Below are 21,803 nucleotides of genomic sequence, written 5' to 3' on the forward strand. Positions count from 1 at the left end.
GTCCGGTTATTAAATCTTTTTCCCCGCCCGTCGGAGGTTCTGACTACCTCAGAAAGGACATCAGCCGCTCGTAGCTCTCGCGGGCGAGGGAAACATCCCTCTCGTCCAGCCTGCCGGCGTACTTCGCCCTCTCGAATATCCTCGTCAGGGTGTCGAGGTCTTTCAGGTCTGGGAATATCTCCTTCAGCCTCTCCTCATGCTCCCAGTGGGTCCAGCTCTCCCTGTAGGGGTAGCCTTTCATAACGAGACCGGCAACGACATTCTTGTACATTTTTATAACCCTTTCCGCGGGGGTTCCTTCAATGCTGTCGTAGGTCATCCCCGGCTCGAACTTTACCTCAAACGGGTATTTTCTTTTTCTCCTGCGCTTTGCAGTTACAACAAGGATCACAAAAAGGGCCAGCGGAATGATGTATGTCCAGTCCGGGAACTGTTGCCAGACCACGACGAACTCGCTGGGCGTAACGTTGTACCACAGACCCGAAATGCTTCTGCCTATCCCCCTGCCCTCCGTTAGTTCCTCGGGCTTTTTGTGAGTCAGGAGGTATACCGCAACCATAAGTGCCAGAAGGGTTACCACCTGCCTTACGAGCTGTTTTTTCTCAGTCTTTCTCCCGCCTATAACCGGCCCCTCCTCCAGGAGCATCCTGATAACATAGCCGGCCGCACCTAAGAGAAAGAGGCTCGACAGGAAGATGTACCACTCGAAATTAAATACGGTCGTCCCGCCGTGAATCGTGGACGATTGAAGAAGAGCAGAAGCCACAACTATAGTACCCATGGTGAGAGCGACGTACGCCCTGTACCGCTCCATGTTCCTCACAGTCTCATAGTAGAAGAGGATTTATAAAAGACTACCCCCTCTTTTCGGCCTGCTCTATCATGTAGTAGACAGTCCTGAGGGGAATCCCCATGCGGGAGCTTATCTCCTTCGCTGGGACACCCCTCATGAGAAGCTCCCTCACCTGCCTTACCGTCCTCTCGTCGTACTTCCTCGGTCTGCCTCGCGGGTAGCCCTCTGGGACGAGCTCGATGCCCATCTGTGCCAGGGCCGAGATGACCTTCTTCGAGACTTTGGGGTAGAGGCTGGGGGGACAGCTTATGCGCCTCACGTTCGGGGCGCGTTCGAGGATCCTCACGAGTATCTCCTTCGTCGGTCGGAGGTTGACGTAGACCTCGGTAACCTCCTCGTTCAGCCTCTCGTTGAGCTTCCTTATCAGCTCCTCGTTGTTCCTGGCCTTTATCTCCACCCTCATATCCTCACCCCTGGAGGAGGGCCAAGAACTGCTTCGCCCTGTCGCTCTTCGGCATGAACTTCTCGAACTTCTTCGTGTCGGCAAAGAGCGTCTTGTGCAGGCCCGAGATGACGAACTTCTTTATTGCCTCGGTCAGTTCGTCCTCAGAGATTCCAAGGAGTTCGGCCACTTTCCTTTCGCTGTAACCGCTCATGCCGTAGAGGAGGACCCCCCCGAGCAGGTGGTTCGGGATGTTGGCTATGTCCTTCCTCCTGCCGACCAGAGCCTTCTCCATCTCGCATTTCCTAATGAGGAGCATACTGCCGTGGCCCGTCCTGAAGCCCGGCTCATCGCTGAAGGGGAGGTCAAATATCGAGTAGTGGCAGTCGATGCAGAGCCTTATATCTGGGTAGAGGCCGAGGCTTTCCCTGTCGTTCTCCGACGTGAGGAAGTAGTAGCGGAAGAGGTCGAGGCCGAGCTTTTTGGCCCCGTCCTCGGGGTCGAGGATTGAGTAAGCCAGCGCGAGGTTGTCGACGGTGTAGTGGTTGTTTATGAGGACCCCCCTGGTCTTGACGAAGCTGAGAACCCTCCAGCGAAAGCGCTTTCCATAGCGCTGCCTCAGCTCGCCCTCTATGTCGGCATCGGCAGGCAGATCAATGCGCGCCTTCTTGAGCCTGTTGTTCTCCCAGTACTCGACCTCTATGCGCAGACCGCGCGTCCTGACGGTTCCCTTCTCGCGGAGCTTGCCCTTTATGAACTTGAAGGCTTCCCTCACCGCTATGCTCTCCCTGGCCAGAAGCCTCAGGACATCGCCGGAGTAAGCCAGATGCGGCAGGGCCTCAACCCTTCCGAGCTGGACGGGGTTCTGAACCGCCCTCACGTTCTCGACGTTCTCCCTCGTCAGTTCCTTGATAGTTATCAGCCTCTTTCCGAGGAAGAAGGTGTAGTTGGCCGAGATCAGAGCGAGGGCCATCTTGTGTGCTGTTATGGCCGCCCTGAGCCTCTCAAGGGCTAGAACCCTATTGCGCTTTTTCTTGTATATCCACTGGATGTGGGGGTCCCTGTTCTTCCTGTCGGAGAACCCAGCTGAGGGCGTAACCTCACCAACGCGCCTAGAGAGGTCTTCCTCCAGCTCCTGCAGGAGCGAGAGGTTTTCCCTCAAACGGTAGGAGATAGACGGGACGTCGAAGGTCTCGAATAGCCCGTCCATGTCTATACCGATATCGTCCAGTATCTTGTTGACCTGCGCGACGAGCTCTTCCGTCGTCGTCATGGCAGCAGCTCACCGTTGTTTATCTTTTCGGGGAGGTACCTCTTCGCGACGAACTCAAGAGACTTGTTCGCCAGGGCCTGCTGCTCTATCCTGACCCCCATCTTGAGAGCGAGCTGGAGCTGCCTCTGCCACTCCTTGTTCTGGAACCACGGGTAGTTCATCTCCTCGATGATCCTCTTGTAGTCGCCCGTCGGACCGCCCTTCTTGTTTGGCGGTATGCCCTTGAGCTTCTCGGTGACGTTCTTGAGGCCATAGCGCTCTATGTCGTCCATGGTCATGCCCACGAACTTGGCCTCAGGGGTTGCCAGCTTCTCGCTGAGGTATGCGAGGTTGATGGAGCCCTGCTTTATGGTGGAGTAAATGTACCAACCGTAGGGGTCTCCATCGGTGAAGACTATGATGGGCAGCCCTTCCTCGTAGTGGAGCCTGTGAATGAGCCTCCTAACTCCACGTGAGGCCTGGCCCTGGGTGGCTATGATGAGGGCGTTCTCCTTCTTCGGAAACTTTTCCTCGATGAGACGGTCGGCCATGGCCGCGGTCTCGACGACCAAAGCGTAGTCCACGTTGACCTCAACGAACTGGAGGTGCTCCACCGTTCCCGGAACTGCCCAGCCGCCCATGCCGAGCTTGCTCGTGTTGAACTCGTCCTCGCCGTCGCGTATCACGATGTCGCCGTAGATGTAACCGCGCCTGTCCGCTGTAAGGTGCATCTCCTCACGGAGAACGCCCATCATCCTCTCAAGGTCCTCTATTATCGGGTCGCTCTCTCGCTGGTCTTCAAACGTGTTCTCCTTAGTGCCCGGAATGGTGTGCTTGTTAGCGTAGTAGGCTTCACGAAGGCTCGCGTGCTTGTTCTCGGAAACGAGGCGCTTGACGTATGCCATAAGGAGGAGCGTCTGCATGAACTTCCTCGTGTGGGCGACGTTGAGGAAGTAGCGCCTTGAGAGCTTGTCGCCCATCCTGATGACGCGCCTCTTCTCGTCGAAGTAGACGTTGTTAAGGCCGCGCGTAGGTATGTCGAAGTAGGGGTTCTTTCCGACCTTTATGTCTTCAAGGATCCTCCTTCCGTACTCCTCCAGCTTATTGAGCACCTTGGTGGGGTCGTAGGAGAACCTCTCCTTCGGCTTCTCGCGCTTCACCGCTTTGGATTTAGGCATTCTCGCTCACCTCCCCGGCACCGGCCTGGCTTGCCTTGGCCGCGAAGTGGTTCTCTATATATGATATGAAATACTCCCTGATGGCCTCCTCCGGCTCCCCGGTCAGGACGCTCAGGGCTCTGGCTATCTCTGGCACGTACTTCTCAAAGGTCTTCCTCCTCTTCACCTGTGCTAGACGCCTGTGCTTGCCGCTGAGGTAGGTCTGAAGCTTTCTGGCGGCGTCCATTATTGCCAGCCTTATTTCGTTCTGGATTTCATCGACGTTGGCTATGCTCTGCTTCCCGGTTCCGGTGTAGGGCACGTGGACGCTGATGACGTTTATCATGAGCACGAGCGGGGCCCTCTCAAGGTCGTCCACCTTATAGCGCTTCCAGTCTATCGAGCGCGCCGCCAGAGTGGTCACACACGAACCAGCATCGAAAAGGAGCGGAACGCGGTTGGCGTAGCGGAGCAGATCAAAGCCGGACTGGATTTCTCCGCCGTAGGCTAGGCCGACCTCGACTTGGAAGGGGATACCACCGGAGTAGACCTTCGGCGGCCTAGTTACCGCCGTGACGAACTCCGGCTTGAGGATTCCCCTCAGACCTTTCTCAATGTTCTCCTCCCCTATGGGCCTTAAACCGTGGGTGGGCGGTGCGAGGAACTTCATGTACTTGAAGGCCTCGACGATCTCCTCGGCTTCCTGCCAGGTGAGCTTTTCCGGCGGCTTCTCCATGATCTTGGCGACCTGCTTGACGACCTTGGTGTAGCCTCTGAAGGAGCGGAGGACGGCTTTGACTTCCCCCTTCGCGAGCCTCTCGTAGAGCTGCTCCTGGACGTTCTTGTCCTTCTCGGTCTTTATGAGCCTCAGCGCCGCGATGTACTCGATAAGCTCGTCAACCTTCTTGTCGCTTATGCGCGAGAACTCACCGATGAGGAAGCGCTTTACGGTGTTCCTCCTCGTTTTCTTGGCCATACGGTAAACGTCGTCCGTTAGAACGCCGCGCGGATGAGGCTTCATCTCGACCGGCGGCTCGGGTATTTCTTCGCTCGAACGCGGGAAGACAATGAGCTTTCCGTCCGGTTCAATAAGCTCGATGTGGGCGTGGGGGTTTGCTATCGCGGTGAGTTTGAGGTACCAGTAAACGCCCTGCTTCGAGCGGACGTAGCGGACGTTCTTCACTTCGAGCTCTATCCTAGTGCCGCGCCAGCCCTTTGGATTGGGGTGCTTCTCCTTCCTGACGATTTTGCCTTCGTTCTTGTCGACATCTATCTTGACCCAGGCCTCGATTATCTTGTCGTCGCCCGTTGAGGTTATAACGCGGGTCGCCTTTCCGCTCGTTATCTGGGCGAACATGACGGCACCGCTTATACCTATACCCTGCTGGCCACGGCTCTGTATGTTCCTGTGGGCCTTCGTTCCGGCCAGCATCTTGCCGAAGACGTGGGTTATGTACTTCTCCGGGATTCCAGGCCCGTTGTCCTCAACTATAACCTTGTAGTGCTCCCTTCCGAGTTCCTCGATCTCAACGCGGACGTAGGGCAGTATTCCGGCCTCCTCACAGGCATCGAGGGAGTTTGTTACGGCCTCGTGGATGACGGTGGTGAGGGAGCGTATCTTGCCCGTATAGCCGAGCATTGCCGCGTTTCGCCTGAAGAACTCGCTGACGCTCTGTATCTTAAACTCCTTAAACAGCTGCTTCGCCTCGGCCATCTTCAGTCCTCCCAAAACTCTTCGTCCTCGGAGTCTTCTCCGGAGTGATCCTTAAAGTCCACAGGGCCGCCCTCTAGGGCCTCGTAGTAGGCGGAGCTCTCAAGTTCGAGGTCCTTCTTCCGCCTTTCGAGGTACCTGTAAACGACCCCGTGGGGTGAGCCCTTCACGAGCTTTTCTATGGCGGTCTTGGCAACCTCTATCTGTATCGGGTTGCCGATTATCGCGACGGTCTTCCCGTAGACGCTTATGTCCGCCCCGCTCATCTCTTCTATTATCTCCCTCGTCCTTCCCTTCCTTCCGATTATCCTACCCCTAACGCGCGGGAGGGCGTTCTTGTCGTTGCCGATAATTATGTCGGTGAGGTTTATCACCTCAAGGGTCTCGCCCTCGTTGAAGAGCCTGAAGGCCCTCTGGGGGGAGAATCCCCTTCCAATGGCCATGACGACATCGCGTGCCTTCCAGACGGCGAGCGGGTCGTCGGTTTCCTTCGTGGCGGTTATGAAGACCTCTCCCGTCTCGCTGTCTATCTCTATCTTCGTCTTTGTCCTCCTCTCGATCTCCCTTTTCGTCTGCCCTTTCTTACCGATAACAACGGCCACCCTGTCTTTGGGTATCCTCAGGAACTCCTCCTGCTCGCCCTCGGCTGCGTAGTCTATCTCAACCTCGGGTTCCTCCCGTAGAGGCCTGCCATCCTTGTCAATACGCTCGTACTTTTTGAGGAGTCTCTCAAACTCGTCCATGCTCTCACCCTCTAAATCCCAACAAGCTCACGGAACTTATCGTCGAAATCATCAACATCAACGCCTTTCCTACCGAAGTAATTGATGACATTCCTCAGGTCTCTCTTCAGCAGCTCGACGCTCATCCTGTTCCTCTTAACGGTCGCCTGGGACCAGTCTATGACCACCGGCCTGTCCCAGAGCAGTATATTGTACTCGCTCAGATCCCCGTGCACCATATCGCCCCTCTTCCACAGCCTCTCTATCACGCCCATGGTGAAGTTATAAAGCTCCTCGAAGTCCTCTTTGGAAAGCCCCCTCTCAACGTCCTTTAGCCTGGGTGCGGGGAGTTCGTCCCCGATGAACTCCATTACCAGAACGTTGTTGCGGAAGATTACCGGTTCCGGAACCCTCACCGCGTACTTGATGGCCCTCTGGAGGTTCTTGTACTCCCTCCGCGTCCAGACGAAGACGAGCTTGCGCATGTCCTTCGGCAGGTAGCCGACGCGCGGGTCTGCAGCCAAATACTCCCATATCCGCCTGAACTCGGTGGTATATGTCCTGTAAATCTTCACCGCTACCCTGTTGCCATTGGCGTCTATCCCAGCGAAGACGTTGGCCTCCTTTCCGGTACTGATTACGCCGTAGAGGGCTTCTATCTTGCCCCTTCTGTGCAGGTAAGCGAGGGTCTCCTTTGTGGTTCTGTCGAAGACCTCGTTGGCTATCTTATAGAGCTCACTGTCCTTCTCGCGCCTCTCTCTGAGGCCCAGCATCTCTTCGACTTCGCGCTCTATGAAATCCTCGCGCATCGCTCCTCACGCTGTTGCCCACTGAAATCGATGAACTCAGAACAGCAGCTCGCCGCCGCTTATGAAGTCCTGGCTTATCTTGCCCTTCCGGAGGAGCCAGTCAACCTGGGTTCTGGTGTAGCGGTAGACTATGTCGCCCCTCTCGTCCGTCTGAACGGGCCAGGGCTGGACTATGACGACGTCGCCGACGCGCATCCACATCCTCCTTTTGAGCTTGCCCGGAATCCTGCATCTCCTTATCTTTCCGTCCTCACAGCGGACGTCCATCCAGCCAGACCCAAGGGCCTGTTCGATAATTCCGAAGAGCTGTCCCTTGCTCTTGTCCGGCAGGGGGACACGGATAACCTCGTCTCCCTGAACCTGTCTGTCCTTCTTCTTTTTGTTTCCACCCCTGTGGTACACCATGATCATCACCTCCCTCCGCTCAACCCAGGACCTTATAAACCTGAGCCTTGCAAAAATTTTCTAATGGGGGTACATTTCTGTGCTTTTAAAATTTTTGCATAGAGATTACCCAGAACTGCCCACTGATGGCACATTAAAGTTTAAAAGCGCACCCTGCTAATGCACACTTTGGAGATAACCATGAAGGCAGTAAAGGCCGAGAATCTAACAATACTCTACGAGGGACGGAGAGCAGTGGAAGATGTAACCTTCGAGCTGGATGAAGGAGAGACCATGCTTCTACTCGGCCCCAACGGGGCAGGAAAGACCACACTTCTGAGAACCATAGCGGCGTTCCACAGGGAGTATACTGGAAAGCTTGAAGTATTCGGCAGAAAACCTGAAGAAGCCAAGGAACTTATCTCCTACGTACCGCAGAGCTATGTGCTCAATGAGCGCGTCCCGCTTACGGCCCTTGAGGTAGTTGCCATGGGCGGCATCTACCGGAAAGGCTTCGTCCACTTCAAAATCCCAAAGGAAATCCTCCAGAAAGCCGAGGAAGCTCTCGGCTTCGTTGGGCTGGCTCACGTTAAGGACAGGCTCTTCAGAGAGCTGAGCGGTGGCCAGAAGCAGAGGGTTCTTCTCGCGAGGGCCCTGATGAGCGACCCCAAGTTGCTCCTCCTGGACGAGCCCCTCTCGGCGCTTGATCCCAGTGCGAGGGTCGAGGTGGCGAACGTTCTCGACAGGATAAGGAGGGAGAGAGGAATAACCATGATAATAACGACCCACGATATAAACCCCCTAATAGAGCTGGGGGACAGGGTCATGCTGCTCAACAGGCGCCTTGTGGCCTTCGGCAGGCCGGAAGAAGTCCTCAGAGACAGCATTATCAAATCCGTCTACGGACCGCTGGCGAAGGTCATCCCCGTTGAGGGAAGACTCTTCTGCATTACTGGAGATGCCCACTTCCACCAGCATGGGGGTGGGGGAAGGTGATGCCTGAGTACCTCCTCCGCGCGCTTTTGGCGAGTATAATGGTCAGCGTCCTGCTAGGCATGCTCAGCCCCCTCATCAACACCAAGGGGCTGGCATTTCTAACTCATGCGCTTTTCCACTCCCTGCTCTTTGGTGCGGTTCTTGGAATGATCCTAGGTCTGCTCTTCGAAAACCTCTCCCTGGTCATGCTCACTGCCCTAACCGTCACCGTCGCAATAGTGCTCCTGATAGCCCACCTTGAAAAGCTGGGCTTTTCCCCCGACTCCGCAGTGGGGATAGTCGCCAGCTTCGTCGCCGGCCTAACGGTTCTCGGCTTCGGTGTCCTCTACAAGGTCATGGCAACCAGGCCGTACTTCCCCCTCGGCGAGAGTATAGTCTCCTACCTCACGGGGGACATATTCCTCATAAGCCTCAACGACCTAACAGCGCTTGTCCTCGGCGGCGCGTTCCTGTTCCTCGTCATGCTCCTCCTCTACCGCGACTTCCTCTACCTGAGCTTTGACCCAGAGGGGATAGAGAGCTACGGGGGCAGTGCAAGGGCCTACCTCATGATCCTCTATGTCCTCGTTGGCGCCATCGGCGCCCTGATAGTCCAGACGGTCGGTCTGATAACCCTCCAGGTCGTGGCAGTTCTACCTGGCGCGATAGCGCTCATGGTGAGCAGCGACATGAGGAAAGTCCTCGGCGTGAGCCTGTTCCTGACCCTCGGAGTTCAGCTATCATCCGTGGCGCTCGCATACCTCACGGACATACCGCCCAGCGGTATAGCCACTATAATGCTGGGCGCCATCTACGGTGCGGTTGTCTTCAGGAGGTGAAATTTTGGGGAAAAAGCTGGCGGGGATAGACGAGGCGGGGAGGGGCCCTGTGATCGGGCCGATGGTGATTGCCGCGGTCGTCCTTGACGAGGAGAACGTTCCAAAGCTTGAGGAGCTTGGCGTTAGAGACTCGAAGAAGCTCACTCCGAAGAGGAGAGAAAGGCTGTTCGATGACATAATTGCACTTTTAGACGATTATGTAATTCTTGAATTATGGCCAGAGGAGATAGACTCGCGCGAAGGAACATTAAACGAGTTCGAGGTGGAGAACTTTGTCAAGGCCCTCAACTCGCTTAAGATAAAATCCGACGTCGTCTACATTGACGCCGCCGACGTGAAGGAGAAGCGCTTCGGGGAGGATATTAAGAAAAAGTTGGACTTCGAGGCCGAAATTATCGCCGAACACAAGGCGGACGACAGGTTCGTGCCAGTTTCTGCGGCCTCAATCCTCGCCAAGGTTACGCGTGATAGGGCAATAGAGAGGCTAAAGGAGGAGTACGGTGAGATAGGGAGCGGCTACCCAAGCGACCCGAAGACGAGGACTTTTCTGGAGGAATACTACCGCGAGCACGGCGAGTTTCCGCCGATAGTAAGACGCACCTGGAAGACGCTGAGGAAGATAGAGGAAAAGCTGAGAGCGAAAAAGACGAAGAAAACCAGAAAAAAGGGACAGCTAAGTTTGCAGGAATTTTTAAAGGGGTAGTCTACCTCCCCAGCCTCGCCCTTATCCTGTCCTTTATTTCAAGCAACCATCCCAAGTAGAGCCGGAGGGACTCCTTGAAAGCCTCCCAGCGGAGGAGCTCGTTGAGGGCAACCCCCATGACAACCGCCGCCGGAGGAACGAGGATCGTGGCATAGAAGCTCAGCTGAGTTTTTCCGCCCACAGCGTAGTAGACCACGAACATCAGAACGATGCTCCAGAAGGAGGCAAAGGGCACCAAGACTGCTGGCCGCTTCCTGTAGAGCCACGGAAGGGCGAAAATAAACACGGCCATTCCGAGGAGAAGGAACGGGTCCGTTTGGGCAAAGATGTTCGGGTTGTAGTGGAGAGGAAACGCGGTCTTGTTGATGAACCACTCCCACACAGGAGACGCCGCGGGGTGGCCGGCTTTGGGGCTTATCTGCCACTTGAAGCTCCACAAGAACTGTCGGAGCCACTCCTTGGGCCCTATGGCACCCATCGCTGTCAGGTTCGGAAGCAGAAACGCTGCAGAAGGCAGTAAAAAGACCCTCAAAACGAAGCCGAAAAAGCTCCTCTCCCTCTTGAGGGCCCTCACCAGAAGAACAGGCCACAGAAAACCGCCGCTGAGCTTTGCCGACGCCGCCAGCCCCAAAGAAACTGAAGCAAGGCTGTCCCTCCCCAGAACCATCAGCGCAACCGTCAGGGCGACGAAGAGCGCCACGTGGATGTCAAGCATGGCCGCAACGCCCAGGGCTTGGAGCGTGGGGTCTGCGGCCGTGAAAACCAGCGCTATCAGTGCCGCCAGGTAGCTACGGCTTATCCGGTATGCTGCAACAACCACGAGAACCTGTATAATGGCAAAGGCCACTATGCCGGGCAGGCGCCAGTTAATGGGTCTGTCCCCCAAGAGCATGCCCAGCATTATCAGATCCTTGCCCAGGAAAGGGTGCTCCGTGTTGAGGTAGTTCTGGATGTTGTCCTTGTCGGGATACCAATAACCTGTGACCGTGTAGTACGCATCCTCTGGCAGCTTCTCTTCCACATCCCCGAGAAAGGATTCCAGGTTGTCTGGGGGTACCTCAAAGTATACACCCGGAAATTTGAGGTACTCCTTCTCGTAGGTTGCGTTGTGCCTGAGGGCTATCTTCTCGACCTCATACTGGTACCGGATCCTAGTGCTCTGGTTGGAAAATATGATGTTGACACCCTCGGAACCGGTGGTCTCGTTTATGTAGTGGAGCTCCACCCCAAGAAGGTGCAGGACGTTCCTCGATGCCGGGACGTACCAGACCTCATCCCCGATGTATCCCCTGAGGTCGGACCGTGATGCAAAGTCGTAGAGGTACCATGATGAGCCGGTGACGGTAAGACAGACAAGGAGCACAAAGAGCACCCTTCTCCATTCCATTTCAACGCACCGGGTGAATATGGCGGGCAACGTTTTTAAGCCTCTCCCCGAGCTTCGAAACATGATGATAACCGAGGAACAGGTTAGGCTTGCGGTGGAGATGATAAAGAGGGGCCTCGACGAGAGGAAGCTCCGCGCCAAGCTTGGCGAGAACTGGAGGGAAATCGCCGAGATAGCCCGGGCCAGGATAAGGGCAAAAGACAAGTTCTCCCGGGACGACCTCTGGATGGACTTGGAAGGCCTGCGCTACGCCACCCACGAGGTCGTCGCGAGGTACCGCGCCGAGCGTTTAGAGGAGCTGGGCGTGAAGAGCATAGCAGATGTCTCCTGCGGAATCGGAATTCAGCTGATTTTCTACGCGATGAAGGTCGAGAAGGCCTATGGAATCGACATCGATCCTCTAAAAGTTGAGTTCGCGAGGAGAAACGCCGAAAAATACGGTGTGGACAACATCGAGTTCATAAACGCCGATTCACTCGACCCTGAGACCGTTGAGAAGATAGACGCCGAGGTCGTGTTCTCCGACCCGGCGAGGCCACCAGAGATGCCCGAGAGAAGGCTGGAAGACCTCCTGCCAAGCCCGCTGGAGGTATACGAAGCCTACAAATCCAAAACGGACGCCTTTATCTTTGACCTGCCTCCCCAGATGAGGCGCGAGAGGGTTCCCTGGAAGGGAGAGTTTGAGTACATAGACATCTTCGGTGCACTCAACAGACTGACCTTTTACACGGAACCTCTGGCAAGAGCTGAGAGAAGCGCCGTCATCCTGCCGGCAGGAGTGAGGCTTGAAAGCGATCCCTCACTGGAGCACATAGTCGAATGGGCAGAAAAGCCGGGCCAGTACCTCTATGAGATCCCCCAGAGCGTTGACTACGCCGACCTGATAAACGAGCTGTTCCACCTGCTCCCGGCCGGAACAAAGATGCTCCTCCGCGAGAAGAGGCGCGTTTTGGCGACCGGCAACGAGGAAATCAGAAGTCCCTACCTCAAGAGAACCTACGCCGTTGTGGGCGTCGTGCCTTTCCATCCAGTCAGGATAAACGACTTTCTCAGGAAGGAGGGCTTCGGCAGGGCAACGCTCAGGATAAGCGTGCCCGAAGGAGAGTACTGGAAGGTCAGAAAGAGGATAGAGGCAAACTTGAAGGGAGAAAGAAGGGCTTTCGTCTTCCAGTTCGGAAAGATGGCGATAATAGCGGAGGGACTATAGTTCCTCTATTCTAGCGTTCCGTATCTTTTTTGAACCGATACGGAGCCTTTTGAAATAGTCCAGGTGCTCGTCGGGCAGAAAAGAGTCAAGACTAGTTGATTTTAGCCGTTTTTTCTTTTTACGCGGCTCTGCCCGCTCCCCGCCCACAGGGGCCCGCTGGGACGCGGGTCTCAGGAACTCGTCGAGCTTCCTGTCCATCACCCCACCCACATCCCGTATACTCCTAGGTATAAAGGTTTTTCCACCAATCGAAGGCTGAACCAAAGGGTATATCAATGGGCACCGAGAGACCGCCGTTGGGAAACGCTTTTAACTCCCGGTATTTATTTAGGGAAAGAGTAAACCAGAGCGGGTGGTCAGGGTGTGCGGAATAATCGGGTATATAGGGGACAGAAACGCATGCGAGGTCATCGTTAAAGGTCTCAAGCGCCTCGAATACAGGGGTTATGATTCCGCAGGGATTGTTACCGAAAATAGAGGGAGCCTCTTCGTGAAAAAAGGTGCCGGGAGGATAGACGAGCTCACAGGAAAGCTCGGCTTTCTTGAAATGCCCGGAAAGAGGGGCATCGGACACACCAGGTGGGCCACCCACGGTGTTCCGAACGATACAAACGCCCACCCCCAGACAGACTGCACGGGCAGGATAGCCCTCGTTCACAACGGCATAATTGAGAACTTCGCGGAGCTGAAGGATGAACTCCTCAAAAAGGGCCACTCCTTTAAGAGCGACACCGACACGGAGGTCATAGCGCACCTCATAGAGGAGGAGCTCAAATCGGGCGGAAGTTTTGAGGAGGCCATGAGAAAAGCCCTACTCCGGCTCAAAGGGTCATTCGCACTGGGAATAATCTACACTGGAGAGCCCGACCGGCTGTACTTCGTGAGAAACGAGAGCCCTCTGGTTCTGGGAATAGGAGACGGCGAAAACTTCGCGGCCAGCGATGTTCCGGCTTTTCTGGAGTACACCAACAAAGCAATTTTCCTCGATGACAGGGAGTACGCCGTCCTCACAAAGGACTCTTACGTTGTCAAGAACCTTGACACCGGGGAAGTCGTCGAAAAGCCCGTCCACGAGATAGAATGGACGCTGGAAATGGCCGAAAAAGCCGGCTTTCCGCACTTCATGCTCAAGGAGATATATGAACAGCCGAGGGCCATAAGGGACGCCCTTCACGGAAACGCCGGGACAATGCGCTCAGTCGCGGAGGAGGTTTCCAAGTACGACAGAATATTTATCGTCGCCATGGGCACGTCCTACCACGCGGGCCTCGTTGCGAAGTACCTGTTCCAGCGCCTCACCGGGAAGGTCCCGATAGTTGAGGATGCCAGCGAGTTCCGCTATGAGTTCGAGAACCTCATTGATGAAAATACCCTCGTTATAGCAATAACCCAGAGCGGGGAAACGGCTGATACCCTGGCGGCCATGAAACTGGCAAAGAGGAGGGGCGCCAAGGTTCTCGCAATAGTCAACGTTGTCGGCAGTATGGCCACGAGGATAGCAGACCTCACGGTCTACACCCATGCAGGGCCTGAAATAGGAGTCGCCGCAACCAAGACATACACCACACAGCTGGCGGTTCTCACAATGCTGGCCATTGAAACGGCGAGGGTGCTCGGAACGGCTGAGGAGAGATACCTCGAGTCGCTGGAAGAAGGCCTCCAGAGGGTTCCGGAGCTCATAGAAGACGTACTCAGGCACGATGAGTCCCTCAGAGAACTGGCCGAGGGACTTAAGGATAAGAAAGATTTCTTCTACATCGGAAGAGGGATAAGCGTCCCAACGGCCCTTGAAGGCGCTCTCAAGCTCAAGGAGATAAGCTACATCCACGCGGAAGGCCTGAGTGCCGGCGAGCTCAAGCACGGTCCCCTGGCCCTGCTTGAGGAGGGTGTGCCCGTGGTCGCGATAGCTCCTAGAGGGAGAACGTTTGACAAGATGGTTTCCAACATAGAGGAGTCCAAGGCAAGGGGGGCGTATATAATATCTCTCGGGGACTCGGAAGACCTCAGGAGGGTCTCTGACGTCCTCGTGGAGATGCCCCGGATGGATGAGTTGCTGACCCCAATCGTATATGTGGTGCCCCTGCAGCTGCTCGCATATCACCTCGCCGTGCTGAGGGGCAACGACCCCGATAAGCCCAGAAACCTGGCGAAGTCCGTTACAGTTGAATGAGGTGATCAGAATGGTAAAAACAAGCGTTAAGGAGAAGAGAAAGAGGGGCGAAAGGCCCTCCCTTCCGGCATATTACCGGAAGTTCAAGGAGTACGGCATCCCAATAATCGTCCTCCTGCTAGCCTACTGGGGGTTCAAACTGAGGAGCGTGACCTCGAACTACAAGACGTTCCTCGACCCGGACACCTTCTTCCACTACGAGATGTACAGGCAGGCCATAACAGAGTGGATACCCAGGTACTTTGCCTACGCAGACCCGCCTGCGGGGATAAAGGCGGGAGGTTACCTCGGGCTTTACACAGTCCAGGCCGTGTTCTACAAGATAACCCATGCGATGTTTGGAACGGACGTCCTCGGAGCGTTCAAGCTCTGGCCGCCGTTCGTAGGGGCCCTCACTGTGATAGCTGTTTACCTCGTGGGCAGAAAGCTCCACTCCAACTGGGCCGGCCTCTGGGCGGCAGCGTTCATGATGTTCTCCTACGCAAACTTCAGCAAGACATACTCAGGCAACAACCGCGGTGAAGGGCCCTTCATGATGTTCTTCCTCTTCGCGGTGTTCTTCCTCCTGGTGTACCTCGACGAGAGGGAGTGGAACTGGAAGAAGATACTCGGGGCAATACTCTTCCTGATCAATAGCGTCCTCTACATGGCCGTTTGGACAGGAAGCACGTTTGGTGTCAGCATACTGCTCCTCTTCGCGGGCATCACCACGGTAGTGTTCTTCATCTTCGGAATGGTTGACGTCCTGAAGAGGTTTGTCAGGGGCTTCTTCCCGCTCTACGGCGCTTCCCTCATACTAGGACTGGTTCTATCCTATACCGGATTCATCGGCATAAGATGGTTCCTGGTTTTTGCCCTTGAAGGGTTCATTGCCCTCAGCGTTCTGGTCGCAATAATGCTCTACGGGGAAAGGCTCGGTCTCAACTATTCGGACAAAAAACACCGCTTTGGAATGGTTGCTGGCATAGCGATTCTGGCAGCCCTTGCATTTTACGGCTACTTTGGCAGGGATCTCCTCAAGTTCATGGGGGCAGCATATCAGTCAAACCCCCTCTACCAGACGGTGGCGGAGCTTGCGAAGACTGACTGGAGAACCATTACCGCTTACTACAGCGTTAAGACGAAGGATGCTATAGTATTCCTGCTCTCTGCCGCAGGATTCGTCGTGGTTCTCCTGAGGTTCCTGAGGAAGCTCTTTAAGAACGACCTCACAGGTCACAAGGAGATCTTCCTGGTCTCCTACTACCTTGGATCCCTCTACCTCCTTCTGATGGCAGTCCGTTTTGTCTTCCAGGCCTCCGGAGCAATGCTCCTCCTCGCAGGTGTCGCGATTGGGGAGGCCTTCCTGTTCGTTGAGGGCATGAAGGAGAGCCTCACGACCAAGGCACTCTACGCGGTGCTCCTGATACTGCTGTTCATCCCCCTGCCCATCATAGGGGCCCAGTACATGGGGGACATCGCCAGGAGCTACTCCAAGGGACAGGGCTCCGTCCCCTCGGATTGGGTTGACACCCTCAACTGGCTCAAGGAGAACAGCGACCCGCTCGACAGCGCCACCAGCTGGTGGGACTACGGCTACTGGATTGAGTCAAGCCTTCTCAGCCACAGGCGCTCCGCCACCGATGGCGGCCACGCCTACGACAGGCGCTACATAGTTGCCGACTTCTTCGCCCACCAGGGCAACGAGAGCGAGCAGGACTTTGAGGCGTGGGAGCTCAACTACCTGATCGTCTGGCAGCAGGACATCTACAAGTTCAACGCCATAAGCTACCTCGGCGGCGCGATAACCTACGGAGAGTACCGGAACAGCCCGATGTTCCAGGTCATCTACCCGCAGTACATAAAGTACACCAACGAGAGCGGAAGAACTGTCGTCTACATAAACGCCGGACAGTACTCGTACCAGCCTGTAATGACAATAAACCTCGCAAAGGGGCAGGTCATACCGGGCCGCCGCGACATACCCTACGTCCTCTATGACTTCGGAAGCTACGGGATACTGGCGTATGAGAAGATAGCATTCAGCAACTTTGTCCGTCTGGCGTTCCACATACCCTACTCCTACGAGCCCTGGGACGCACAGAAACTGTTCTCCAACTTCAAGCCGGTTTACACCAAGGGGAGCGTCTCCACCTATGAGTTCAGGCCCTTCGCGGTTTACAGGGTGGATGAGTACGACAACGGCACATGGAAGACCCTATATACCAGTCTCGGGGGAGGAAAGCTCAAGCCCGGAGAGCAGAGGCTCAGACTGTGGATATCCGCCTTTGGCAGGGACGTTAAGGACGCCACCCTACTCTTTGAGGCCTACAACGGGACAGAGCTCATAAAGCGGGAGGTTCTTGCCGAGAACCTGAACATAGACCACCTCAACGAGACCCCCGTAGAGGTCAGCCTGGTCGTACCAAACGCCACAAAGTACCGCTTCGTCCTGATACAGGACGGCCCGGTCGGAGTTCTCGACGGCCCGGTCTATGTTGACGGAAAAGAGGCAGTCCCCACTTACGTCCTTGGGGAGGGCCAGAGCGGCAACTTGGAGCTCACGGCCGCATTCAGGAGGGGCTACGACAGCGTCCAGCTCACCCTCAGGGCGAGCATAGTCTACTACGTCGCCCCCAACGGCAAGGACATAGAGAAGGACAGCTTCTACCTCGAACCGCACCAGGACATCATAGCATACGTGCCCGTCAAAACACTGAGCGTCAAAGCTGGCGACAACCCCATAACCGCCCGGGCTTCAGTGCCGGAGGACGTCTTCGACAAGTACATCGAGGGGCTTTACCGGGAGTACGGGAAGGACAAGGTCGTCATAGTCAGGAAGAGGGTGGAGCCGATATTCATTGCAAAGAAAGAGTACGTCGTCTGGGAGGGCTGAGCCCTCCTAATCCCTGACTATTTTTATGTCCGCAAGGTGCTTCAGCCCGCTTTTCTCAGCGGTTCTCACGACACCGGGCAGGAACCTTGATTTTGGCCGCAGGATGAGGGCCTCAACTTCTCGGAAGCCGAGCTTCCAGAGTGCAAACGCTCTGTGGTGGCCATCAACTATGTAATATTTTTCCCCGTAGGGGATCACGATTATCGGGGCGTCGTAGCCGTGCCTGACCTCCTCCAGGACGACCAGGAGCTTGGCCTCGCTCAGCTCAGCCTGTGTGGGGACGAGGAGCTCTAGGGGCAGAAAGGTGTGCTCAATCTCAAAGTCAAGGCCGTAGAGGGCACGGTACTCATCCATTATGTGTGCGGCACGGCAAAAAGCCCCCTCGCGGGTTATCAGGTGCAGTTCCTTCACGCTTTCCGCCCCCTTACCGCGATGAACGCGGCGAGGTTTTTGCACCTTCTGAAGCACTTTCTGTCGACCCTCTCCGCCAGACCGAGGAAGGGCCAGAATGAGGGAAAAAAGATGACGCCGGCACTCTCCACATCTGTGAACCCGCAGTTCACCAGCAGCCCCTCCAGCTCGTTTGGAGTGTAAAAACGCGCGTACCGGTAGGCTGTCTCGGTCAAAACGCTCTTCAGGCGCTTGAAAAGGAACCACGCACTCCTACCGTTCATCGTGCCTATCAAAACTTCCCCGCCTGGCCTGAGGACGCGGTGTATTTCCCGAACCACCTTCTCCGGCTCGTGGATGAACTCGAACATCGTGACGCTGAGAACTAGGTCAAAGCTTTCATCGGGGAAGGGAAGGCTGTACGCGTCGCCCTTAATACACTCCAGCCCCTTGGAGCGCGCTATTTCGAGCATCCTCTCGCTGGCATCCAGCCCGATGACGTCAAATCCCAGCTTCTTGAGCTCCACCGTGTAGTTCCCAGTGCCACATCCGAGGTCAAGGGCCCTGCCTGACTTCGTCCGCAACATCGAGAAAATCAGCCACTTTTCGGTTCTGTCCACGTACCGCCCGGCCCCTGTCCTATACCAGCTGTCGTAGCGGTGAGCTATCCGGTTGAAATACTCCACACCTCGCACTGTATTCCCTCCTCACTCAGGCCCGGCGTGGATCATGCCCCGCTTCACCACCCCCATAGGCACTGGTTCCCTCATCCACCTCCCGCCGGCGGAAATATGTGCACCTCATCGTCATCCTTCAGCTCAGTGTCGAGTCCCTTGAGGTGAAGGATGTTGTGACCGTTCACCAGTATCATGCCGTCAACGGGCTTGTCCGGCCCGACCCTCGGAGTGTGGAGGAGTTCATCCCGGATCCTCTTGTTGTAGTGCTCCGCCAGGTAATCTATCAGCTCCCGGACGGTCCTTACACCGTGGACTTCGACCTCCTTCCTCCCGATTATCTCCCTGAAGGTGGCGTAGAACCTGACTCTCATGAGGGTCACCTGATTGGGATTTCGAGGGAAACCCTTAAAGTGATTTCGTCACAACATAAAACGATGATGACGTTGCTGACGGTGGAGCCCCCAGAATACTATCCCGTTGTGGACAAGTTCTTTGCCACGGGCATCAAAGATGCCCTCGATATCCTGGGCATAGAGCTGACGGGCATAGACGCGGTGGTGGGCCACGAAGGGAGGACACTTAAAATAGACTTTGTTTTCAAGGTCGGCTCCCCTGAAACCTTCATCCCCCTGAATCTTGACTCTGTAGTGTCCGCCCTCCTTGACAAGTTCGCGGCGGATGCAACGAACAAATTCGGCCGGCTCTATGATCTGGAGTTCAGGGTGGCCGGATTCAGGATCGTCCACTCGGGTCCAGGGGAGAGGAAAGGAACAGGGGGCCTGATAGTAAACTGCCCCGAGGATTCCAGAAGGGCTCTGGAGCGCCTGGGAAGGGGTCTCCTCATATACCTGAAGGAGAACAGAATAGACTTCTCCAGTGTGGTTCTCAGCATGCCCTCCGACGGCAGGCCAACGCTGACTGTGGTTCTTATACTCAGAAAGAAAACCCCTCAGGTGGTCAAGGAGAGCCTGGCGGAGAATCTGGGGTACAAGGCTCGCTCGTACCTCCGGACTCTGGGCATGGACTACATCTCGGTCAACGCCGCTGTCATGGATTTTTTCGATGATGACGTCGCCGCAGTCATTGGGGCCGGGAGGGGACACGATGAAAACACTGAGGGTCCCGGGAGCGCGGGCAGCCCTACGGCTTCCCCTCTGGAGAGAGGTAGGAGCTGATGTAGTCCAGGAGGGGCCTTATACGTTCCCAGACTTCCCCGATGCTCCCGTGCCCGTTGATTCTGACGTAGACCCCCTGCTTTTTGTAAAACTTAATAATAGGCCGCATGTTTTTTATGTACAGGTCGTACCTTGTTTTCGCTATTTCTGGAACGTCGTCCCTCCTCTGGATCAGGCGTGAGCCACAAACGTCGCACCTTCCAGGAGTCTCGGGCGGACGGTACTTCAGGTGGTAGACCCTGCCGCACTTCGGGCAGATCCTCCTTCCCGATATCCGCTCAACGCTCTCTTCCCTGGATATAAATATCTCTACCGCCACGTCCACCTTCATGCCATGGTCGTACAGGTAGTTCTCAAGCGCTATTACCTGCTCGGCGGTTCTGGGGTACCCGTCAAGTATGAAGTTTCTCCTGTGCCTCCGGAGCTGGGAAATTATCAGGGTGTTGACAACAGTGTCCGGTATCAGATCACCCCTCCGGAGATAGCGCTCCATCTCAGCCCCAAGGCTGCCCCCCTTTTCTATCTCGGATCTTATCAGGTCGCCGGAGGATATGTAGGCAAGCCCATAGCGCTCGGTTATCGTTCGGGAATGGGTTGACTTGCCGCTTCCTGGAGGGCCAAAAATAAGTATGTTCATCCGACCACCATTGGGTATTTATTCCCCGATGTCTAAAATACTTGCGGTGACCGTTATGAAACGCCTCAGGTTCGCCATACCCCAAACAGCGAAGACTGTCAGGGGATTTGAATGGTTTATAGACAGCATAGAGTGGGCTTACGGGGACACGTTCTTTTTCATTGGGGGTGAGGTGGTCAAGCTCGCGGAGATTAAGTTTAAGGAGGGCACCGACGTCGGTGGGCTCTTGGAGAGGATCAGGGGGCTCCCGGAGATACGGGACGTGAGGCTGATCCCCCGAGATGACCACTACATCCTTTACACGAGGGCGGACTTTCTCTCCGACAGAAACGCTGAGAAGTTGCTCAGCCTCATGAAAAAAGGCCTGGTCATCTTTGAAAGCGGAAAGATGGAGCTGGGGAAAAGCATACTCTCCGTGCTTTGTGAGGACGGGCTCGTGGGGGAGGTCGTTAGAACCCTGCGGGAGGGCTACAACGCGAGACTGCTCAGCGTTGAAGACGTTGCTTCAGGGGAAGGCCACCTCTCCCGGCTCACGCCCAGACAGAGGGAAGTCCTGATCATGGCCTACAGGATGGGATACTTCGACAGCCCCCGGAAGGTAACCCTCAGGGAGCTCGCGGCGGTTCTGGGCCTGAGCCCCTCAACGGTGAAGGAGCACCTGAGGAAGGGAGTGAAGAAGGTTCTGGAGGGGTTCTTGAGTAGCGGAAAGAAGGTGGAAGTATGAAGAAGCACGTGTGGGAGGAGTTTTTCGACATAGAAGCGCCCCACTATCTAAGCGAGCCGTTCACAAAGAACACGAAAGAGGAGATCGAGTTCATCGTGCGGGAGTTCGGGCTCCCGACGGGGGCCAGAATCCTCGACGTCGGTTGCGGCGTTGGCAGGCACTCGATAGGGCTCGCAAAGAGGGGCTACAGAGTCACGGGGATTGACATCTCCGAGGGCATGTTGAACGAGGCCAGAAAGCGGGCCAAAGAAGAGGGGGTAGCTGTCGAGTTCATCAAGGCCAATGCCACGAAATTCAAACGGGAAGGGAAGTTTGACGCGGCCATCTGCCTCTGCGAGGGGGCATTCTCGCTCCTCGGCGCGGGCGACGATCCCATAGAGCACGACCTCGCGATACTGCGAAACGTCTACGACTCGCTGAAGCCAGGCGGGAAGTTTCTTCTGACAGCCCTTAGTGCACTCGGGAGGGTAAAGAAAGCGACGAACGAGGACATTGAGGCAGGTAGGTTTGACCCGCACGGGATGACCTTCTTTGAGGAGGTTGAGGCCCCCAATGGGACAAAGTTTCCCATAAGGGAGCGCGTCTATGTCCCCACGGAGCTCTATTTGATGTTCAAACTGGTCGGCTTCAACGTTCTCGGCATCTGGGGAGGCACCGCCGGGAGGTGGGGCAGGAGGAAGGTGGACTTCGACGACATCGAGATCATGGTGCTCGCGGAGAAGCCCGCACATGTGAGGGGATAACTATAACTGCCCTAAGTGCGTATTCCAAACC

The 21,803-nt window shown here is 55.8% G+C and carries 23 protein-coding genes; 9 read left to right on the forward strand and 14 right to left on the reverse strand.

The window, feature by feature from the left end; genetic code table 11:
• Window positions 1-43 precede the first annotated feature (43 nt).
• Genes E3E36_RS00235 through eif1A form a run of 8 tightly spaced genes read right to left on the reverse strand, consistent with a single transcriptional unit; the run spans window position 44 to window position 7,291 of the window.
• On the reverse strand, window positions 44-814 hold the full coding sequence (locus E3E36_RS00235; RefSeq protein ID WP_240911784.1) for a DUF4129 domain-containing protein: 771 nt from the start codon (window positions 812-814) through the stop codon (window positions 44-46).
• A 40-nt stretch (window positions 815-854) separates the two neighbouring features.
• Window positions 855-1,256, reverse strand: a complete 402-nt coding sequence (locus E3E36_RS00240) for a DUF1699 family protein (protein ID WP_167893469.1) — start codon at window positions 1,254-1,256, stop codon at window positions 855-857.
• A gap of 4 nt (window positions 1,257-1,260) precedes the next feature.
• The gene (locus E3E36_RS00245; RefSeq protein ID WP_167893470.1) at window positions 1,261-2,508 is read right to left on the reverse strand and encodes a DUF530 family protein; all 1,248 of its coding nucleotides are present in this window, start codon (window positions 2,506-2,508) and stop codon (window positions 1,261-1,263) included.
• Window positions 2,505-3,665 (reverse strand): DNA topoisomerase IV subunit A, encoded by a 1,161-nt coding sequence (locus E3E36_RS00250; RefSeq protein WP_167893471.1) that lies wholly within the window; start codon window positions 3,663-3,665, stop codon window positions 2,505-2,507. Before E3E36_RS00250 ends, E3E36_RS00245 begins: the two co-directional genes overlap by 4 nt.
• The gene (gene top6B / locus E3E36_RS00255) at window positions 3,658-5,358 is read right to left on the reverse strand and encodes a DNA topoisomerase VI subunit B (RefSeq protein ID WP_167893472.1); all 1,701 of its coding nucleotides are present in this window, start codon (window positions 5,356-5,358) and stop codon (window positions 3,658-3,660) included. The genes E3E36_RS00250 and top6B overlap by 8 nt, the downstream gene beginning before the upstream one ends.
• Before the next feature lie 2 nt (window positions 5,359-5,360).
• Window positions 5,361-6,098 (reverse strand): KH domain-containing protein, encoded by a 738-nt coding sequence (locus E3E36_RS00260; RefSeq protein WP_167893473.1) that lies wholly within the window; start codon window positions 6,096-6,098, stop codon window positions 5,361-5,363.
• An 11-nt stretch (window positions 6,099-6,109) separates the two neighbouring features.
• Window positions 6,110-6,886, reverse strand: a complete 777-nt coding sequence (locus E3E36_RS00265) for a serine protein kinase RIO (RefSeq protein WP_167893474.1) — start codon at window positions 6,884-6,886, stop codon at window positions 6,110-6,112.
• Window positions 6,887-6,922: 36 nt separating this feature from the next.
• Window positions 6,923-7,291: a translation initiation factor eIF-1A gene (eif1A, locus tag E3E36_RS00270; RefSeq protein WP_167894640.1), complete on the reverse strand. Its 369-nt coding sequence runs from the start codon at window positions 7,289-7,291 to the stop codon at window positions 6,923-6,925.
• Window positions 7,292-7,471: 180 nt separating this feature from the next.
• On the opposite strand from eif1A, the gene E3E36_RS00275 reads away from it, so the two are divergent.
• From E3E36_RS00275 to rnhB, 3 genes are read left to right on the forward strand one after another with little or no spacing between them, the layout of a single operon-like run.
• Window positions 7,472-8,266: a metal ABC transporter ATP-binding protein gene (locus E3E36_RS00275; protein WP_167894641.1), complete on the forward strand. Its 795-nt coding sequence runs from the start codon at window positions 7,472-7,474 to the stop codon at window positions 8,264-8,266.
• Entirely contained in the window at window positions 8,263-9,084 is an 822-nt protein-coding gene (locus tag E3E36_RS00280; RefSeq protein WP_167893475.1) for a metal ABC transporter permease, read from the forward strand. Before E3E36_RS00275 ends, E3E36_RS00280 begins: the two co-directional genes overlap by 4 nt.
• Window positions 9,085-9,088: 4 nt before the next feature.
• A complete protein-coding gene (gene rnhB, locus E3E36_RS00285; RefSeq protein ID WP_167893476.1) occupies window positions 9,089-9,787 on the forward strand; it encodes a ribonuclease HII in 699 nt (232 codons plus the stop codon).
• Window position 9,788: 1 nt separating this feature from the next.
• Here rnhB and E3E36_RS00290 read toward each other — a convergent pair whose 3' ends face one another.
• The gene (locus E3E36_RS00290) at window positions 9,789-11,174 is read right to left on the reverse strand and encodes a dolichyl-phosphate-mannose--protein mannosyltransferase (RefSeq protein WP_167893477.1); all 1,386 of its coding nucleotides are present in this window, start codon (window positions 11,172-11,174) and stop codon (window positions 9,789-9,791) included.
• 64 nt (window positions 11,175-11,238) lie between these two features.
• On the opposite strand from E3E36_RS00290, the gene E3E36_RS00295 reads away from it, so the two are divergent.
• Window positions 11,239-12,381: a methyltransferase domain-containing protein gene (locus E3E36_RS00295; protein ID WP_394353047.1), complete on the forward strand. Its 1,143-nt coding sequence runs from the start codon at window positions 11,239-11,241 to the stop codon at window positions 12,379-12,381.
• On the opposite strand, the gene E3E36_RS00300 is transcribed toward E3E36_RS00295, so the two are convergent.
• Complete coding sequence (locus E3E36_RS00300; protein WP_167893479.1) at window positions 12,376-12,579, reverse strand: PCNA-inhibitor; 204 nt, start codon at window positions 12,577-12,579, stop codon at window positions 12,376-12,378. The two genes, E3E36_RS00295 and E3E36_RS00300, sit on opposite strands and share 6 nt — an antisense overlap.
• A gap of 163 nt (window positions 12,580-12,742) precedes the next feature.
• Between E3E36_RS00300 and glmS the strand changes: the two genes are divergently transcribed.
• Both glmS and E3E36_RS00310 read left to right on the forward strand, forming a co-directional pair.
• The gene (gene glmS, locus E3E36_RS00305; protein WP_167893480.1) at window positions 12,743-14,551 is read left to right on the forward strand and encodes a glutamine--fructose-6-phosphate transaminase (isomerizing); all 1,809 of its coding nucleotides are present in this window, start codon (window positions 12,743-12,745) and stop codon (window positions 14,549-14,551) included.
• Between the two features lie 10 nt (window positions 14,552-14,561).
• On the forward strand, window positions 14,562-17,426 hold the full coding sequence (locus E3E36_RS00310) for an STT3 domain-containing protein (protein ID WP_167893481.1): 2,865 nt from the start codon (window positions 14,562-14,564) through the stop codon (window positions 17,424-17,426).
• 6 nt (window positions 17,427-17,432) lie between these two features.
• Here the strand turns inward: E3E36_RS00310 and E3E36_RS00315 are convergent, their stop codons facing one another.
• The 3 genes from E3E36_RS00315 to E3E36_RS00325 all read right to left on the reverse strand — a co-directional run bounded on the left by E3E36_RS00315 (window position 17,433) and on the right by E3E36_RS00325 (window position 18,864).
• The gene (locus E3E36_RS00315) at window positions 17,433-17,837 is read right to left on the reverse strand and encodes a ParB/RepB/Spo0J family partition protein (protein WP_342764359.1); all 405 of its coding nucleotides are present in this window, start codon (window positions 17,835-17,837) and stop codon (window positions 17,433-17,435) included.
• Window positions 17,834-18,502, reverse strand: a complete 669-nt coding sequence (locus tag E3E36_RS00320) for a class I SAM-dependent methyltransferase (protein ID WP_167893482.1) — start codon at window positions 18,500-18,502, stop codon at window positions 17,834-17,836. The genes E3E36_RS00315 and E3E36_RS00320 overlap by 4 nt, the downstream gene beginning before the upstream one ends.
• A gap of 80 nt (window positions 18,503-18,582) precedes the next feature.
• Window positions 18,583-18,864 carry a ubiquitin-like small modifier protein 1 gene (locus tag E3E36_RS00325; RefSeq protein ID WP_167893483.1) on the reverse strand — a complete coding sequence of 94 codons (282 nt, stop codon included), beginning with the start codon at window positions 18,862-18,864 and terminating at the stop codon, window positions 18,583-18,585.
• A 63-nt stretch (window positions 18,865-18,927) separates the two neighbouring features.
• Between E3E36_RS00325 and E3E36_RS00330 the strand changes: the two genes are divergently transcribed.
• Window positions 18,928-19,668, forward strand: a complete 741-nt coding sequence (locus E3E36_RS00330; protein ID WP_167893484.1) for a hypothetical protein — start codon at window positions 18,928-18,930, stop codon at window positions 19,666-19,668.
• On the opposite strand, the gene E3E36_RS00335 is transcribed toward E3E36_RS00330, so the two are convergent.
• Window positions 19,634-20,305 carry an adenylate kinase gene (locus tag E3E36_RS00335; RefSeq protein ID WP_167893485.1) on the reverse strand — a complete coding sequence of 224 codons (672 nt, stop codon included), beginning with the start codon at window positions 20,303-20,305 and terminating at the stop codon, window positions 19,634-19,636. The genes E3E36_RS00330 and E3E36_RS00335 overlap by 35 nt on opposite strands.
• A 55-nt stretch (window positions 20,306-20,360) precedes the next feature.
• On the opposite strand from E3E36_RS00335, the gene E3E36_RS00340 reads away from it, so the two are divergent.
• Window positions 20,361-21,029: a helix-turn-helix domain-containing protein gene (locus E3E36_RS00340; protein WP_167893486.1), complete on the forward strand. Its 669-nt coding sequence runs from the start codon at window positions 20,361-20,363 to the stop codon at window positions 21,027-21,029.
• Entirely contained in the window at window positions 21,026-21,772 is a 747-nt protein-coding gene (locus tag E3E36_RS00345; protein ID WP_167893487.1) for a class I SAM-dependent methyltransferase, read from the forward strand. Before E3E36_RS00340 ends, E3E36_RS00345 begins: the two co-directional genes overlap by 4 nt.
• The last annotated feature ends 31 nt before the right edge of the window (window positions 21,773-21,803 follow it).

The organism is Thermococcus sp. M36, from assembly GCF_012027355.1.
GTDB lineage: Archaea > Methanobacteriota_B > Thermococci > Thermococcales > Thermococcaceae > Thermococcus.